At 64.3% G+C, this 18,674-nt stretch carries 7 protein-coding genes; all 7 read right to left on the reverse strand.

All coding sequences use genetic code 11. The annotated features are described in order from the left end of the window. Positions 1 to 59: 59 nt before the first annotated feature. Positions 60 to 2,936 (reverse strand): malto-oligosyltrehalose synthase, encoded by a 2,877-nt coding sequence (treY, locus tag PQR67_RS10215; RefSeq protein ID WP_408457822.1) that lies wholly within the window; start codon positions 2,934 to 2,936, stop codon positions 60 to 62. Beyond that, positions 2,933 to 5,140 (reverse strand): 4-alpha-glucanotransferase, encoded by a 2,208-nt coding sequence (malQ, locus tag PQR67_RS10220; RefSeq protein WP_408457825.1) that lies wholly within the window; start codon positions 5,138 to 5,140, stop codon positions 2,933 to 2,935. The genes treY and malQ overlap by 4 nt, the downstream gene beginning before the upstream one ends. Beyond that, positions 5,137 to 7,056 carry a malto-oligosyltrehalose trehalohydrolase gene (gene treZ / locus PQR67_RS10225; protein ID WP_408457828.1) on the reverse strand — a complete coding sequence of 640 codons (1,920 nt, stop codon included), beginning with the start codon at positions 7,054 to 7,056 and terminating at the stop codon, positions 5,137 to 5,139. Before treZ ends, malQ begins: the two co-directional genes overlap by 4 nt. Positions 7,057 to 7,086: 30 nt before the next feature. Continuing rightward, the gene (gene glgX, locus PQR67_RS10230; RefSeq protein ID WP_408457830.1) at positions 7,087 to 9,306 is read right to left on the reverse strand and encodes a glycogen debranching protein GlgX; all 2,220 of its coding nucleotides are present in this window, start codon (positions 9,304 to 9,306) and stop codon (positions 7,087 to 7,089) included. A gap of 98 nt (positions 9,307 to 9,404) precedes the next feature. Continuing rightward, positions 9,405 to 11,615 carry a 1,4-alpha-glucan branching protein GlgB gene (glgB, locus tag PQR67_RS10235; protein WP_408457833.1) on the reverse strand — a complete coding sequence of 737 codons (2,211 nt, stop codon included), beginning with the start codon at positions 11,613 to 11,615 and terminating at the stop codon, positions 9,405 to 9,407. Continuing rightward, positions 11,608 to 15,069 (reverse strand): maltose alpha-D-glucosyltransferase, encoded by a 3,462-nt coding sequence (treS, locus tag PQR67_RS10240; RefSeq protein ID WP_408457836.1) that lies wholly within the window; start codon positions 15,067 to 15,069, stop codon positions 11,608 to 11,610. Before treS ends, glgB begins: the two co-directional genes overlap by 8 nt. Continuing rightward, entirely contained in the window at positions 15,066 to 18,509 is a 3,444-nt protein-coding gene (locus PQR67_RS10245) for a maltotransferase domain-containing protein (RefSeq protein ID WP_408457838.1), read from the reverse strand. The genes treS and PQR67_RS10245 overlap by 4 nt, the downstream gene beginning before the upstream one ends. Between the last annotated feature and the right edge of the window lie 165 nt (positions 18,510 to 18,674).

Raw genomic sequence — 18,674 nt, forward strand, 5'->3', positions numbered from 1 at the left:
TGAAAAAGGCGGTTAAAGCACGTCAGCTTTAACCGCCTGCAAGCTTCCAAAAACGCGGATCAACTGCGTGGCACCCCGTCTTCCACCAACACGGCGATTGGCATGGCACTTAACGCATCGCGCAGATACAGCAGGCCGTTTTCATCGACCTTGGGCGCCGCCGGACTCAACCAGTCGAACAGCGCTCGCGCGGCGAGATCCGCAGGCATCTCGATGGCCGTGTCGCCCCATTTATCCGGATCGACCATCGGCAGATCGCCGGTTTCACGGGTTTCGCCGAGCAATCCGGCAGCGAGCCGGCTCGCCACCACCACGGCCCAGGCATTCCCATGCCGCCGTGCAAAGGCGATCACATTCGACGCATGCGGACCGCGCACCTTCAGCGGCAGATACATGCTTTGACTCAGCAACTCCGGCAAATGCGCGCGCAATGCCAGCACGCGCTGCACGACCGCGAGCTTCACCCGGCCGTCCTGCCAATTCGCGAGGAACTCTGAAGGCGGGGTCTGGACGAGCCAGGTCTCACGTTTGGCAAAATCGACGGGCCGACGATTGTCCGGATCGACCAGACTGAAGTCCCACAACTCAGTGCCCTGATAAAGATCGGGAATCCCAGGCGATGCCAGCCGCAACACCGTCTGCTGCAAACTATTCAGTGCACCGGCGCGCCCAATTCGCGCCACGAATGCGGACAACTCTCGCAGAAAGCTATCGCGCCGCTGCGGCGCCAGAATATCGAACAGAAAAGCGCGGCAGCCGGCCTCATAGGCTTCGTCGGGTGCGAGCCAGTTGGTTTGCAGCTTCGCTTCCCGCAGCGCCTTCAACTGCCATTGCGCGACGCGCCCGGCCAGTTCCTCGATGCCCGCTTCATCGTCCGGTTTCAGGTCGAGTGGCCAGCAGCCCACCAGGGTCTGATACAGCATCGCTTCCGCGGCGGGGCCCGGCGCCCAGTCGTCGCGGGTGTCGGGGCTGATGCTGCTGATCGGCGTACCGTCGAGGGCGCGGCGATGCGGTGCGTTCAATGTCGACCACGCGCGCAACTTCGCACTCCATTCGTCCGCGATTTCGCTCAACACGGCAAGTCGCGCGCGCACGTCTTCGCCACGCTTGTGGTCGTGCGTTGCCGTGGCGAGCATCGTGTGAGGAAAGCGCTGCGAGCGCTCGAGGTTCGCCGCATGAAATTGCTTAACCGACAACGCAAACTCGGCCGGGTCCGAGCCGACTTCGTTGCGCGACAGCAAACGGCCATAGCGATAGCACGCGGTATCTTCAATCGCCTTCGCGGCGACCGGCGCGGTCAATTGCGAGAACAGCGTCTGTGCGGTGCGCCGTGCCGAGCCTGCATGAGCAGGCGGGGCGCCACTCGCGCCCTGCTGCTGCGACTGCGCGTTGCCGCGTGCATTCGGACTTGGCAGCTCTTCGGCGCTACCGCCGAGCCACGCGTTCACACGATCGAGCACGACGTAGTCCGCGCGCGAAAGGGTCTGTTTCGCGCCTGCCAGCGCCTGCTCGAAATACACGTTGTCGGCGGCGCTGCGCAGCCCGTTCTGTGGATAGATCCGGTACACCGGAAAATGCACGACCAGTTCGGTCAACACGCGCCGCAGCGCGGTGAAAGTGAAATCGCGAATCGACAGCGAGTCGCGGGCGATACGGTGCAACGCACGCGCCGCGCGATCCAGTTCCGCCGAGAGGTTCTCGGCGAGAATCTTACGTCGCGCGGCCAGGGCTTCGTCGGCGAATCGCGGGCTGCGGGCGGTGAGATCGGCCCACGTCTCTCCGAGCGGCTCGGCGCCGGCCGGATCGTGCAGCAGGGCGCCCACGTCGTTCATGAAATCGTAGCCGGTCGTGCCGTCCACGGGCCAATCGTCGCGCAGCGGCTCATCGCGGCCGAGAATTTTTTCGACCACGACATACGGCGCCGTGTCGCGCAACTCGGTGAGACGCTGCCGCAGACGCTGACAATACTCACGCGGTTCAGCCAGACCGTCCACGTGGTCGATCCGCAAACCGTCTATCACGCCCTCCTGATACAGACGGAAAACCAGCGCATGGACGGCCTCGAACACCTCGGGCCGCTCCACACGCACACCGGCCAGCGTCGAGATGTCGAAGAAACGTCGCCAGTTCACTTCGTCCGAAGCGGTGCGCCACCATGCGAGGCGGAAGTGCTGCCGCTCGATCAATCGGTGCAAACGGTCGCGCGTGACCGGATCCGCGGGCGAATACGTTTCCAGCGCCAGTTCGATCGCCGAGGCGCCGTTTTGCGCGACGAACTCGCGCAGCATGTCGCGTCCTTCGGCGGCGCGCGGCTGATCGGCCGGCTGCGTTGTCAGGCCCTGGAAACGCTCGGCCAGTGCGCTGAGATCGGCGCGGTCCGCGCCTTGCAGAATCGTGGCGTAGTCGGTTGGACACACCGGAAACACATGCGGCCCGTAGCCGATATAAAAGCGCCCGCTGTCGGCCGCGAAATGCAGCGCGATCCGGCCTGCCGCGAGTTCATCGCCGTATGGCGCGCCGAGTGTCGGCGCCAGCACCTTGCCGCGCAAGGCCGGATCGGGCGAATGCCAGTCGACGTCGAAATGGCGCGCGTACGCGCTGTGCCGGCCCCATTCGAGGATATCGAGCCACCACGCGTTGCTCGAGCCGCCGACGCCCATATGGTTCGGCACCACGTCGACGATCAGCCCCATGTTGTGCGCGCGCAGCTTATCGACGAGGCGTTTCAAGCCTGTCTCGCCGCCGTATTCGGCGTTGACCTGGGTGTAGTCGACAGTATCGTAGCCATGCATCGAGCCCGGCTCGGCGGTGGTGATGGGCGACGCGTACAGGTGGCTGATGCCGAGCGCGGCGAAGTAGTCGACGTGCTTCGCGGCGTCGTCGAAAGTAAAGCCTCGATGGAACTGGAGGCGAAGCGTGGAGCGCGGGACGGTCATGGCGTATCAGGCTCCGAAGAAGCATTGGAAGAAGCAGGAACGGTAGCGCCGCGGCGCGCGCGGTCGACGGCCAGCAGGCGATCACTGAAGGTGTCGTCCTCGAACAATGCGTCGATGGGCAAGCTCATGCGGCGGCGCCAGTTCGGATGCTCGTCGATCGAGCCGGGCAGATTCGGCTGCTCGGCGAGCGCGAGCAAATCTTCGAGCGGAAACGTGACGAGCGGCCCCGGTGTGGCGGCGACGAAGGCGAGCGCCTCATCCACGGGCGCAGCGTCCGGCGGCGGCGCGGCCACGTCCGGCGCGGCGACGCCGGCCTGCTGGAACGCGCGCCACAGCAGAGCGCGATCGGCGGCGCGCTCTTCCTGCGCCACCTGCTCCGCGTCGCGGCCATCGGCGCGCACCATCGTCTGACCGATCCGGTTGCGCCACGTGATGTCGCTGCCGCGCCACCAACCCGCCACGGTCGGCAGGTCGTGAGTCGTCGTGGTGCCGACCGCGTTGCGATCCCATGCCTGCGGCGGCTTGAAACCCTTGCCTCCTTCCGCGCCTTCGAACCACAGCACACGAATGCCGGCGAGACCGTGCTCGTCGAGCCGCTCGCGAAAACCGTGCGGCACGGTGCCGAGATCTTCGCCAATCACGATCGCGCGATGCCGCCACGATTCGAGCGCGATCAGCCGCAGCAGGTCTTCGAGCGGATAGCGTAAATAGGCGCCGTTGCGCGCGCTCTCGCCTTCGGGCACGAGCCACAGACGCCGCAAACCGAGAATGTGATCGATGCGGACACCGCCTGCATGCGCGAACGCCGCGCGCAGCATGTCGATGAACGCGGAGAAGCCCTGCGTGCGCATCGCGCGTGGCGAGAAGGTGGTGAGCCCCCACGCCTGGCCGGCCTGGTTGAACAGATCGGGCGGTGCGCCCACTGAAATACCTTGCAGCATGTCGTCGCGGTACGACCATGCATGGCTGCCGGCACTATCGCAGCCGACCGCCAGGTCGGCGATCAGGCCGACGGCCATCCCGGCATCCGTCGCCGCCTGCTGCGCGTGCGACAGACCCTTGGCGGCGAGCCACTGCAGAAACAGATGAAAATCGACTTCGTGCCGATGGGCTTCGGCAAAGGCCTCGACTTCCGGGCTGCGCGGATCGCGCAAGGCCTCGGGCCAGTCACGCCAGTGACCCTTGCCGTCTTCTTGCGCCAACTGCACCGCTTGCAGCGCTTCGAAACGCGCGTGATCTTCGAGCGCGCGGCCGGCACGTTCACAGAAGCCATGAAATTCGAGCGCGCGCGGCGTGTCGTGCGCGCGTTCCTGGGCGCAGAAGTTCTCGTATAGCGCGCGCAAGACCTTCAATTTCAGCACGACCGCGTTCGGCCAATCGATCAGCGGCAAGTCTTCGAGCGCCGACCATGCGCCGGCGCCCTGCGCGGTATCGAGCGCGGCGCGTGCAGCGTTCGCGCCGAACACCGCAGCGGGGTCGATATGCGTGACGTTCAGCCACAAACGCGACGACGGCGAATACGGACTGAAGCGATTCGGTTCGGCGCTGAACATCGCGTGCGTGGGGCTGACGGCGAGCGCATGTGCACCACGCTTCGCGCTTTCAGTCGCCATCTGCGCGAGAGCCGTATAGTCGCCGATGCCGCCATCCCCCGTGCGGCGCAAACCGTATAACTGCGCGGCAATGCCCCACAGCGGCGGCGCTGTCGATGTTTGGACCGTGGCGCCGCCGTGCAGCGTGTTCCATGCATCCGCGGCGGTATAGCAGCGTGACGGCGCCACGGCCAACGTCATGCGTTGGTCGTGGATCACCAGCGTGTGATAGCCGGGCTCGTCGACGGGTGTGAGCAACGCCTCCTCACCCTTGGGCGCCGTGAAGCGGCCGTCGATGATCGAGCCGCTTTCGAGTTCGATCCGGTAGTGAGTGGCGGATCGGATCGCCGCAGCGGGCAGCGCGATGCCGCGGTCGACCTCCGCGGTCATCAACGGCGGCAGTTTGCGGCCGGACAGTTCGCTTTCGAGCGTGGCCGCGCTGTGCCGGATCTGCGTGGCGCTACCGCAAGGCAAACCCATTCGTTCGAGCAGCACGGCGAGCGTGCTCTCCGGCACCTGCTGCGTTGTATGGTGCGCATCCCGCCACTCGACCTCAAAGCCGGCGCGCGTGGCAAGGGTAGCGATCGTATCGGTCGGACGTCGGGTGCTCACGCGTGGCGCTCCTGTTGGCTCGCGATGCGCGCATCGTGGCCGATGGCGTAGTCGCTGACGTCGCCGGTTACCCACGCGACAAACGCGCACGACGGCAACACCCTGGCGTCCACTTGCTCGCGCACGCGCGGCGGCGTTTCGAAAATCACTTTGCCGGCAGGCAGATCGGGGAACGCCACGTTTTCCTTCGAGAGATTCAACGCGATCGACAAGGTCTCGCCGTCGCCCAGTTTCCAGCGGGCGATCAGCGCATTGGCGTCGCCGCCATGTGCAGCCGCGAGCACGGTCGTGCCGAGCGCTTTCGAATGTTTCAGACGCGGCGTGATCAGTTTCGCCCGCACGGCGAGTGCGGATTTGTAGAAGTGCATCCAGTCGAGGCGGTCTTTCGCGTTGCCGTCCGCGGCCGGGTTGTGAACCGGCTCAGGCGGTGACGAGGCGGCAAACGTTTTCACATCGTTCGGATCGGGAATCTGCGCGCGACGCTTCTCGTCGCTGAACGCCGAAAAGCGCGCGAATTCGCGGCGCCGTCCTTCGCGTACGGCATCGGCGAGTTCGCCGGTGTAGTCGGTGAAAAACAGGAACGGCTGGGTCGAACCGTATTCCTCGTCCATGAACAGCATGGGGATATGTGGCGACAGCAGCAATAAACCGGTGGCCGCGCGCAGGGCGTCGTCCGAGGTCAGTTTGCGCAGGCGCTCGCCAAATGCGCGATTGCCGATCTGGTCGTGATTCTGCAGGAACATCACGAATGAAGTAGTCGGCAGATGGCCGCTCGATTCTCCGCGCGGCGCGCTATCGTGAATTGGCGACGGTTCGCCCTGATACGCAAAACCTTCCGACAACACCCGCGCGAGGCGGCGGATCGGCTGATCTTCATAGGCGTGGTAATAGCCTTCAGTTTCGCCCGTCAGCAGAACATGCAGCGTGTTGTGCGCGTCGTCGTTCCATTGCGCGTTGAAATGCGTTTCCAGCAGGCTCGCACTGTTGCGCTCGTTTTCCAGCACCAGATGCACATGCCGCCCGTGCTGCACTTTCGCGCGGATATGGTCGGACAATTCGCGTAGCCACGCAGGATTGTCGATGGCATGCACCGCATCGAAACGCAGGCCGTCGATGCGATATTCGTTGATCCAGTAGACGGCGTTGTCCGTGAAGAAGTCGCTCACTTCACAGCGGTCGAAATCGATCGCGGGGCCCCACGGCGTGTGGGTATTTTCGCGGAAGAACGAGCGGGCGTATTGGTGCAGATAATTGCCGTCCGGGCCGAAGTGGTTGTACACCACGTCGAGAAACACCATCAGGCCGAAGCCGTGTGCGGCGTCGATCAGCGCCTTCAGTTCTTCGGGGCGGCCGTACGCGGAGTCGGGCGCATACGGCAGCACGCCGTCGTAGCCCCAATTGTGCTGGCCGGGAAAGTCGTTCAGCGGCATCAATTCGATGGCCGTGACGCCGAGCGCCACCAGCGTGGGTAAACGTCTCAGCACGCCCGCATAACCGCCCATCGCGCCAACGTGCAATTCGTACAGCACGGTTTCTTCCCACGGACGGCCATGCCAGTTCGTATGCTCCCAGCGATATGCGCGTGGGTCGATCACTTCGCTTGGACCGTGCACGTCTTGCGGCTGGAAGCGCGACGCAGGATCGGGCACCGCCTGCCCGCCATCGAGCCGAAAGCGATACAGCGTGCCCGCGCCACTGTCGACGGTCGTTTCGAACCAGCCGCTGCCGGCGAGGGTCATCTCGTGCGCGCCTTGGGCCGGTCCGTTTTCGATTTCCACCTGCACTGTCTTGCACGAGGGTGCCCAGAAACGGAACCGGGTGCGCGGCGTAGCGCCCGTCGCGCCCAGCAACTGCGCGCTGAACGGCAGGCAGTGCGCGTGATGATGCGCGTGAGGATCAATCGGACTTTCGGACATGATTCATCACCATTCGGTTTTGCTTCCCGCCTACGTGGCCGGCGCCGGTTCGCTGCCCGGCGCATGGGCGCCCGGATCGGGCGGCAGGGCGGTCAACAGGCGCGGCCCGTGCTGCGCGCCGGCCTTCCAGCCCGTTTGCCAATCCGCTTCGCCGACCGGTTGCGCCGCCAGTATCACGAGACTGTGCGCGGCCACTTCGACCTCGGGTTCCAGCAGAGGGTGCGGCGCGCTTTCCGGCTCAGCCGTATCTAACAGCACATGCCATTCCAGGTGTGGCGCGGGCGGCACGAAACGCAAGGTCTGCGCCGAAGCGTTGAGCATCATCAACAATACTTCCGTTTCGCCATTCGAGCCTGGCCCCGCGCGGCGCAGCGTGAACGCGCGCCCTTCAGGGTCTTGCCAGGCTTCGATAGTGAGCGGATCGCCGTGTTCGTCGAACCAGCCGACGTCGAACAGTCCCGGCAATACTTCGCGGTCGCCGAACAGAAAACGCGTTTCGCGCAGTAGCGGGTGCGCTTTGCGCAGCGCGATCACGCGCGCGATGAACGCGGTCATCTGCCGGCCTTCGAGCGACGCCATGCGATCCCAGTCGAGCCATGATAGTTCGTTATCCTGGCAATACGCATTGTTGTTGCCATTCTGCGTGCGCAGCGATTCGTCGCCTGCCAGCACCATGGGCGTGCCGAGCGCCATCAGCAGCGTGGCGATGAGCGAGCGGGCCACGCGCTTGCGGGTTTCGAGCATCGCCGGATCGTCGCTCGGGCCTTCCACGCCCCAATTGCGGCTGCAATTTTCGTTGTGGCCGTCGTTGTTGTCTTCGCGATTCGCTTCGTTATGCTTGTGCTCGTAGGCGGTGACGTCGGCAAGCGTAAAACCGTCATGCGATGTGACAAAGTTGATTGACGCCCACGGTTTCCTGAAGCGCCGGTTGAACAGATCGGCGGAACCGGTCAGCCGCGCGGCGAGATCGGGGCGCAGGCCCGCGTCACCGCGCCAGAAGCGGCGCACCGTGTCGCGGAAGCGGTCGTTCCATTCGGCGAAGCCCGGCGGATGATTGCCGAGTTGGTAACCGCCCGGACCAATGTCCCACGGCTCGGAAATCAGCTTGCGCTGCGACAGGATCGGGTCCTGACGCAAGGCGTCGAAGAAACCGGAACCGGGATCGAAACCGTGTTGCTCGCGGCCGAGCGTCACGCCGAGATCGAAACGGAAGCCGTCGATATTGAACTTCGTCGACCAGTAACGCAGCGAGTCCATCACCATCTGCAGGACACGCGGGTGCGCGAGGTTGACGGTGTTGCCGCAGCCTGTGTCGTTGATATCGTGGCGTTCGTCGCCGGGAACCAGCCGGTAGTAGCTTGCATTGTCGAGGCCGCGCCACGAGACGGTCGGCCCCGACTCGTTGCCTTCGCAGGTGTGGTTGTAGACCACGTCGAGAATCACTTCGATGCCGGCCGCGTGCAACTGGCGCACCGCGATGCGCATTTCATCGAGCCGGTGCGTGCTCAGATACGAGGGTTCCGGCGCAAAAAAGGCCGCTGTGTTGTAACCCCAGTAATTGCGCAGCCCGCGCTCCACCAGAAAGCGGTCGTTCAGAAACGCGTGCACGGGCAGCAGTTCCACGGCGGTCACGCCGAGTTTCAGCAAATGTTCGATGAATTCCGGTGCGGCCAGCGCGGCGAACGTGCCACGTTCGTGCTGACGCAAATCGGGGCGCAACATCGACACGCCGCGCACGTGCGCTTCATAGATGATGGTCTCGCCCCACGGCACATTCGGGCGCTGGTCGTGCGACCAGTCGAAGGCTTCGTCGATCACGACGCACTTCGGCATGGCCGGCGCCGAATCGCGGCGGTCGATCGACAGGTCGGCACGATTCGAATGCACGCGATAGCCGAACAGCGCGTCGGACCAGCGAAACTGGCCGACCAGTTTGCGCGCATACGGGTCGAGCAACAGCTTGTGCGGATTGAAGCGATGCCCGTGCTGCGGCTGATAGGGTCCATGCGCGCGAAAACCGTACGCGGTGCCGGGGTGCGCATTGGGCAAATAGCCGTGCCAGATTTCGTCGGTGCATTCGGGCAGCGTGAAGCGCCTGATCTCCTTGCGGCCCGTGGGATCGAACAGGCAAAGCTCGATTTTTTGCGCATTCGCCGAGAACACCGCAAAGTTGACGCCGAGGCCGTCCCAGCTGGCGCCGAGCGGATAGGGCGAGCCGGGCAGAAGCCGGTCGGGCAGTGCATGCGACATGATTCCCCTTCCTTGTTCTGTTTTATGAACGCTCTCGTGGGACTTCATGCAACGAGCGCGCGGCCCGTCGGCCGCGCGCTCGCCTTACTCCACATCCATCAATCCGCGCGCAAAACGATCGTCGCCAGGGGCGGCAGCGTCAGCGCAGCGGAATGCGGCCAACCGTGGCTCGAGGCGTTGTCGGTATGGATGACGCCGCCGTTGCCCATGTTCGAGCCGCCATACACGCCGGCATCCGTATTCAACACTTCCACCCAGCGGCCGCCGCGCGGCATGCCGATCCGGTACCCAAGCCGCGGTACCGGCGTCATGTTGCACACGACGACGAGTTCGCGCCCCTCGCCGTCGCTGCGGCGCCAGGCATACACGCTGTTGCCGTTGTCGTCGCCGACCAGCCACTGGAAGCCGCCCGGCTCGCTGTCGAGCCGGTGTAGCGCGGGCTCCTCGTGGTACAGATGGTTCAGATCGCGCACCAGCTTCTGCACGCCGTGATGGTTCGGATCGTCGAGCAGATGCCAGTGCGGCGACGTGTCATGGTCGAATTCGGCCATCTGGCCGAATTCGCCGCCCATGAACAGCAGCTTCTTGCCCGGATGCGTCCACATGAAACCGAAGTACGCGCGCAGATTGGCGAACTTTTGCCACCGGTCGCCGGGCATCTTGCCGAGCAGCGAACCTTTGCCATGCACCACCTCGTCGTGCGAAAGCGGCAGCACGAAGCGCTCGGAATACGCGTACACCATGCCGAACGTCATCATGTGGTGATGGTACTGGCGGTACACCGGATTTTCGGCCATGTAGTGCAGCGTGTCGTGCATCCATCCCATGTTCCACTTGAACTGAAAACCGAGGCCGCCGTCCTCGATGCGTGCCGTCACACCGGGCCATGCCGTCGATTCTTCGGCGATCGTGATCGCGCCCGGCACGCCGGGCACGTAACCCACTTCATGATTCAGCCGCTTCAGAAACGCGATCGATTCGAGGTTTTCGCGCCCGCCGTAGATATTGGGAACCCACTGACCGGGTTCGCGCGAATAGTCGCGATACAGCATCGAGGCGACCGCATCCACGCGCAGACCGTCGACGTGATAGCGCTTCAACCATGCGAGCCCCGATGCCACGAGGAACGCGCTCACCTCGTTGCGGCCGAGGTTGTAGATCATCGTGTTCCAGTCCTGGTGATAGCCTTCGCGCGGATCGGCGTGCTCATAGAGCGGCGTGCCGTCGAAGTCGATCAGACCGTGCGCGTCGTTCGGAAAGTGCGCCGGCACCCAGTCGAGAATCACGCCGAGACCGGCCGCGTGCGCCTTGTCGACGAACAGGGCGAACTGCTCGGGCTTGCCGAAACGTGCGGACGGCGCGAACTGTCCGAGCGGCTGATAGCCCCATGAACCGCCGAACGGATGCTCGGCAATCGGCATGAACTCCACGTGCGTGAAGCCCATGCTTTTCGCGTAAGGAATCAGCCGCTCGGCGAGTTCTTCCCAGGTGAGGCCGCGCTGCCCTTCTTCGGCGACGCGCAGCCACGATTCGGCATGCACTTCGTAGATCGAGACCGGCGCGCGTGGTGTTTGCCTGGCGGCGCGCGACTGAATCCAGTCCTGGTCGGTCCACGCAAATTGCTCGATTTCGTCGACATGCGCGACCACCGACGCGGTACCCGGCGGTCTTTCCGTCTGCATGGCGCACGGATCGGCTTTCAGCGGCAGCGGATGACCGTCACGGGCGAGCAACTCGTATTTGTAGCGCGTGCCGGGGCCGACGCGCGGCACAAACAATTCCCACACACCGGCCTGATGACGCAGCCGCATCGGATGACGGCGCCCGTCCCACGCATTGAAGTCGCCGACCACCGACACGCGCCGCGCATTCGGCGCCCACACGGCGAAGCGCACGCCTGGCACGCCGGCTACTTCCATTGGGCGTGAACCGAGGCATTCGAGCACCGCGTACGGGTCGCCGCCGGCGAGACGCCCCAACGGCTCGTCGCCGAGAACGGGGCCGAACGAATAGGTGTCCTCGATTTCCTGCACGGTGCCGTGCCAGTCGATGCGCAGGCGATAGGGCGCCGCCGACGTCACGCGACCGGCAAACAGCCCCGGCCTGAGTTGCTCGAGTTCGCCGAGCGTGGCGCCGTCGACGCGCGAGATCACCGCGACATGCAAGGCGTTGGGCAACAGCGCGCGCACCACCGGACCCGCGGGCGTCTGATGCATGCCGAGCTGCGAGAAGGGATCGGGGTGACGCGCTTCAACGAGCGCGTCGATGTCCAGCGGTTGGAGGCCCGCGGCCGGATCGTGCTCACTCATAGTCGCCCTCGGCCGGGGGAGGCGGTGTGGCGGCGTCTGGCGCCTGGGTTGACGGACTGTGCTGCGCGCTGCCGGTGTCGCCGAGCAGGCGGCTGGTGAGCGCGGCGAGGCCGCGTACGGGCAAATTGAGCCACGTCGGACGGTTGGCCGCTTCGTAACGGATTTCGTACGCGGCTTTCTCGATCAGGAACAGATCGAGCAAGGCCTGTTCGGCCTCGGGCGCCACCAGCGGCGTAGGCGAATTCGCGGCAGCGGCGCGGTATTCCTTCAGGAACGTTTCGGTTGCGTGCGCGCGGAAACGCTCGAACAGTGCGCGCTTGCGATCGGCTGTCTGCGGCGGCGCGCTTTCCATCGTGGACTGTGCCGCGGCGCTTGCATACGACAGCGAGCGCATCAAACCGGCCACGTCGCGCAACGGACTCGATTTCTGGCGCCGTTCCTCCAACGTGCGGGCGGGTTCGCCCTCGAAGTCGATCAGATACGCGTCGCCCTGCGCGACCAGCACCTGGCCCAGATGGAAGTCGCCGTGAATGCGCGTGCGCAACGCGCCTGCATTGCCCGGCACCAGTTTGTCGACGGCGTCGACCAATGCGGCCCGGCGGTCGATCAGACTTTGCGCCAATGCCTGGGTATCCGGATCGATCATCTGCCCGATACGCGGCGCGAGCAGATCGAGCGCGCTGGCGAGCATGGATTGCGTACCGTCGACCCACGCCTTCACCTGTTCGGCGCCGGCGGGTTCCGGCGCGAATGCCGGGTCGCCGGAGGGCGAGGCGAGCGCCACATGCAATTCGCCCAGCCGTTTGCCGATGATGCCGGCGAGGCTGCTGTAGCCTTCCACGAGAATCGCTTCGTTGTCGCGGTCCAGCGATTGCGCGTCCGTATCGACGGCGATGGCGAGTTCGTCCACCGAGCGGCGCAGGTAGTCGAGCGACCAGTTCCACGCGTCGCCCTGATTGTCGATATAGCCTTGCAGGATCGCGAGGGTATGCGGCACGCCTTCGGGATCGACGCGCACCACTTCGCCATACAGCGGTGCGGTATTCGCGTAGCCGAGCTGGGTCAGATAGCGGCTCATTTCCGCTTCCGGATGAATACCGCTCACCAGACGCCGCACCAGTTTCAGCACGGCGGCATCGGCGACGATCAATGAGCTGTTGCTTTGCTCGGCCGCCAGCCAGCGAATCTCCGGCCGCTCGTCGAGATGCTCGAGTTCGGAGAAACGCTCGGTCGGGATGAACCTGATTTCGCTCTTCTGCACGGTCGGAATAACCGCGCGCTCGCGCAGCTTGCGCAATACGCCATGCGCGAAGATCGGCAGCGCAAATGCATCGGTCAGATGGCCGACGTTGCGGCCGCGGCGAACCCGCGCCAGTGCCAGCTGCATAAATAGCGGCGTGGTGGTTTCGCCGCCCCACGTGATCGCGATCGGCACCACGTAGCGTTCGGTATGGTTGCCCACATCGGCTTCGATTTCAGTGAACGCGAAACCGCCGTGGGGGATCGTGGTCAGCGCGGCGAGACGTACCGCGTGCATCTTCTGATCCTTCGAGGCAAACCAGCGGCGCCGGCTCAGCCATGACGGCAGCACCTCGGATTCGAGCAACCGGACGTTTTCCGGCGTCGGGCCGGCCTGACCCTCGCGGATCACGATCGTGACGAATTCGGGCAGTGGTTCGGAATGCGCTTGCGCCCAGGTCGGACGCTGGCCGCCCGAGCACAGCATGAACCACAGGAAGCCGTACGGCGGGAAGGTCAGCAGATAGGTTAGCTGACCAATCGCGGGGAACACGGAATCCGCGGTCATCTCGATCGGCACCGCGCCGTTGAATTCCGATAAGTCGAGTTCAACCGCCTGCGGTGCGCGCGACAGATTCGCCACGCACAGGATTGGCGGCTCGTCCGGAATTTCGCGCAGATACGCGAGAATCTTGCGGTTTTCAGGCTTCAGGAAACGGATCGTGCCGCGTCCGAAAGTCTGCTTCGCGCGACGCGTGGCGAGCATGCGCCGCGTCCAGTTCAGCAGCGAATGCGGATCGCGGCTTTGCGCTTCGACATTGACGGCGTCGAAGCCGTACAGCGAACCCATCACCGGCGGCAGCACCAGTTGTTCAGGATCGGCGCGTGAAAACCCGCCGTTGCGATCCGACGACCATTGCATCGGTGTACGCACGCCGTCGCGGTCGCCCAGGTGGATGTTGTCGCCCATGCCGAGTTCGTCGCCGTAATAGATCACGGGCGTGCCGGGCATTGAGAGCAGCAGCGAATTGATCAGCTCGATGCGGCGGCGGTCGCGCTCCATCAGTGGCGCGAGGCGGCGGCGAATGCCGAGATTCAGGCGCGCACGGCGATCGCTCGCATAGGTGTTCCAGAGGTAATCGCGCTCAGAATCCGTGACCATCTCGAGCGTCAGTTCGTCGTGATTACGCAGGAAAATCGCCCACTGGTTGCTAGGCGCGAGGTCCGGTGTCTGTCGCATGATGTCGGTGATCGGGAAGCGATCCTCGCTCGCAATCGACATATAGATGCGTGGCATCAGCGGGAAGTGGAACGCCATGTGGCATTCATCTTCGTCGCCGAAATATTCCTTCACGTCTTCCGGCCACTGGTTCGCTTCTGCGAGCAGCATGCGGTTCGGATACTCGGCGTCGATGGTCGCGCGAATCTTCTTCAGCACGGCGTGCGTTTCCGGCAGATTCTCGTTGTTGGTGCCTTCGCGCTCGACCAGATACGGCACGGCGTCAAGCCGCAGCCCGTCGATACCCATATCGAGCCAGAAGCGCATGATCTGCAGCACTTCCTTCAGGACGGCCGGATTGTCGAAGTTCAGATCGGGCTGGTGCGAATAGAAGCGGTGCCAGAAGTAAGCGCCCGCCACCGGATCATGAGTCCAGTTCGACGGCTCCGAGTCGATAAAGATGATCCGCGTTTCCTGGTACTTCTGATCGGTATCGGACCACACATAGAAGTTGCGGTGATTCGACCCCGGCTTCGCGCGGCGGGCGCGCTGAAACCACGGGTGCTGATCGGACGTGTGATTGATCACCAGTTCCGTAATCACGCGGATGCCGCGTGAGTGCGCCTCCTGAATGAAACGCTTCACGTCGGAAAGCTGGCCGTAGTCCGGATGCACATTGCGATAGTCGGCGATGTCGTAACCGTCGTCACGGCGCGGCGACGGATAGAACGGCAGCAGCCAGATCGCATTCACACCAAGCTCGGCGATGTAATCGAGCTTTGCGATCAAGCCTGGAAAGTCGCCCACGCCGTCGTTGTTCGCGTCGAAGAACGACTTGATGTGCACCTGATAAATGATCGCGTCCTTGTACCAGAGCGGATCGTCGCTCAAGGCCTCGGGCTTGCCGCGCCGATGCGGGCGTGCCCTGGTGGCGCCACCGATGTTTGCGCTCGCGGGGGCCTGCGGTGGAGTTTGGGCTGGTTCGTCACGCTTCATGTCGCACCTTCCGTAAAGGTTGGGTTGCCAGCGTCGTCTGCGTGATAGTCGCTGTCGGCACCATCGGGGCGTTCAGCGGGCAGGCCGCCGAGCGGCGCGATGCGCCAGATCGAAAACGGCTGGTCAGAACCGAGCCGGACGTGTTGCCGGCGGCCGTGCCATTCGAAGCGCGCACCGGTCATCTGATCGGTCACTTCCAGCGCGCCATGGTCGTGCAGATTCCATCGCTGGAAAGTGTCCCACGACAATTCGATATCCGCGCCCTGTTCGTTGAACGGGTCGAGATTGATCGCCACCAGGATGACGTTGTCGCGCGCTTCGGTTGCTTTCTCGAAGAACAGGATGTTGTCGTTGTGCGCGGTGAGGAAGGTGAGGCCGAGATGGGTTTGCAGCGCCGGATTCGCCCGCCGGATCCGGTTCAGCGCACTGATCTCGCCGACGATATTGCCTGGCCGGTTCCAGTCCCACGCGCGCAACTGATACTTTTCAGAGTCGAGATATTCCTCGCTGTTCGGCAGCGCGGCGGCCTCGCACAATTCGAAACCGCTATACACGCCCCATAAACCGGCGAGGGTGGACGCGAGCGCCGCGCGAATCAGAAAACCCGAGCGCCCCGACGACTGCAAATGCCGTGGATTGATGTCCGGTGTATTGACGAAGAAATTCGGCCGGTAGAAATCGCGCGCGCTGGTTTGCGTGAGTTCGGTCAGATACTCGATGAAATCGCGCTTTGATTCGCGCCACGTGAAATAGGTGTACGACTGCGAGAAGCCGATCTTGCCGAGGCGGTTCATCATGCGTGGCCGTGTAAAGGCTTCGGCGAGGAAGATCGTGTCGGGATAGCGCGAGCGTACGTCGTCGATCACCCATTCCCAGAACGGCAGCGGTTTGGTGTGCGGATTGTCGACCCGGAAGATATGCACGCCGGCTTCGATCCAGAACAGGAAGACGTCGCGCAGCGCGAGCCACAATTCAGGCTTGGCGTCGTGCGCATAGAAGTCGGGATTGACGATGTCCTGATACTTCTTCGGCGGATTTTCCGCGTAGCGCAGCGTACCGTCCGGGCGCCAGGCGAACCACGTCGGATGCTGCTTCAGCCACGGGTGATCCGGCGAACATTGGATGGCGAAGTCGAGCGCGATTTCGAGGCCGTGCGCGTGGGCGGCGGCCAGCATCTGCCTGAAGTCGTCGAGCGTGCCGAGTTCGGGATGCACGGCTGTGTGGCCGCCTTCGGCCCCGCCGATGGCATACGGGCTGCCGACATCGCCTGGCTGCGCGTTCAGCGTGTTATTGCGGCCTTTGCGGTTCGCCATGCCGATTGGGTGGATCGGCGGGAAGTACAGCACATCGAAACCCATCTCGCGAATGCGCGGCAGTTTCGTGACGACGTCGGCGAAGGTGCCGTGACGCGATTCGTCGTCGCTCATCGAGCGCGGGAAAATCTCGTACCAACTGGCGAAACGTGCGGCGCTCCGCTCAGCATCGATCTTGTAGACGATCGGATCGCGGCTCAGGAACGGGCGGTGGCGCGCGGCGCTCATCGCCTGTGCGGTGGCGGGTTCGAGCAGCAACGCGAGCTTCGTGGCGGCGTCGGCCTTGGTGAAGCGCTTGACGATTTGCTCGAGCGGTTCGGCCGCTGCGCCGTCCGCTGTTTCCACTTCGGCCAGCACCAGCGCGAACAGATGCGTGGCTTCGTCAAGTTCGAGTTCGACGGTTTGGCCTGCATTCAGCTTCTTCTGAATATGCTCGGCCAGTGACGCAAAGTCGTCGCGCCATGCAATGACGGTGAATTCGTGACGGCCGAGGCGCTCCAGCGGGATGCGGGCTGTCCAGATATCGAGGCCTGCTGGCTGTGCCGGGCGCATCGGCACTTCGTGCCAGGCGGTTTCGTCGGCGGCGCGCCAGACGACGGCGGCGGCGATCTTGTCGTGGCCTTCGGCGAAGATCGCGGCGCTGACTTCGGCGCGCTCGCCCACCGTGCGTTTGGCGGGAAAGCGTCCGTTATCGACCGCGGGCGTCACGCTCTCGATCGCCACGCGCGGTGCGCTGATCGCTTCGAGCACAGTCTTGTGGCCACTGCGCTTGCTGTTCGCCTTGTCGATCGGCGGCGCGAGACGGACCGGTTGATCGGCGACCCCGCGGAACAAGCGGACTGCGCCGGGGGCGAGCGTGAACGGCGTCAATGCGGCGGGTGCGGTATGCCCGGGCGTGTCGAGCGGGACAAAGCGCGTGAAGTTGCCCGGTACGCCCGGGAGGAAGCGGGCGGGATCGACGCGCACAGGCGCACCGAGTTCAGGATTGATGGCGATCAGCACAGCCTCGCCGGCGTTGCGCAGATCGGGCGTGGCGGCGCGCAGCAACACCGCCACGGGTGCGCCGGGTCCGCTCAGCGCGCGCAATTCGCCGTTGGTGTGCAACGTCTTCGTGTTGCGCGCCACGTCGTTCGCATGGCTGATCCGCTCCGAGAGATCGAATGGCTTCGACTGGCTGGCGAGGGCGAACTGCGCAGCATTGCCACGTGTTTGCGACATCGGCTCGGCGACGCCGTATTCGAAGCCCATGGGCATCATCCAGCCGGTGCCGGTCGAGGCCGATGCGAACAACGCGCGCCGGTAGGCCCGCTCGACGATTGCAGCGTCGTGCGCGTCGCTGAGATCGGCGGCGAGGCGGGTGCCATAAGGCGCTTCGGGAAATGCGATGGGGGCGGCGATGCGTGCGAGGGCGGCGTGCTCTTCCACCATCCAGCTGGCGCGGAAGTCCCACCAGCGCACCGACGAAAACACGCTGTCGAAGCCCGCACCTTCGAGGCCGAGCAGATCGCCACGGGCGAGACCCGGCGTCGCGGCAAGGAAGCGCACTTCAGGATGCTTCGCGCGCACCGCGTCGCGCAGTTGCCGCCAGACGGCGGCCGGCACGCGATGCGGCGAATCGAACCGGAAGCCGCTCACCCCCGCTTCGGCGAGCGCCAGCAGTTGCTGGATCCACCAGCCGACTAGCGCCGCGCGGCTGGCTTCGTCGTTGAAGTTGGCATACGCGACGTTGTCCTCGTGATGAACATGGCGCGGATCGAGCCGCGCCTCGTCGGACTCGAATGGGTGGAACCAGCCGGCATGTTCGGCGTACAGCACGCCATCGGCGGCCATCCGGTCGATCACCAGATCGACCAGCAAGGCCAGATCATGCTGGCGAGCGGCGTGGGCGAGCGTACGGATCGCTGCCGTGGCAGATTGCTGGGTCTCGAACACCGGGTGCAACCGGCCGTGATTGCCGATCACCTGTCCATGTCCCGCCCGGCCCGGCTCGAAGGCGCCGCCGATCAGCGCGTGATCGAAGCCCAGTCCGGCTGCGTGAGCGAACTGTGCGGGCCATGCATCGAGCGGCCCGACGAGAAGTGAATGAAAAAAATAAATCCGTGGCGCGTACCCGTTTGGAGATTCCATCGGTCGTTTCCAGATTCGTCCTGCTGCGGTGTGGATGCAATTGACATGCGATCACAGCGCTCATTGGGCTTCCAGAGCCGGATACCGCGCAATGCGCAAAGCGAGGGCGCGTACAGGTCAATGTAGTGCAAAGATCGTCACGCCGCTGGCCAGTAACAGGTGCTT

Origin of the sequence: Paraburkholderia fungorum (assembly GCF_046026025.1) — a bacterium.
In the GTDB taxonomy this organism is placed as follows: domain Bacteria; phylum Pseudomonadota; class Gammaproteobacteria; order Burkholderiales; family Burkholderiaceae; genus Paraburkholderia; species Paraburkholderia fungorum_E.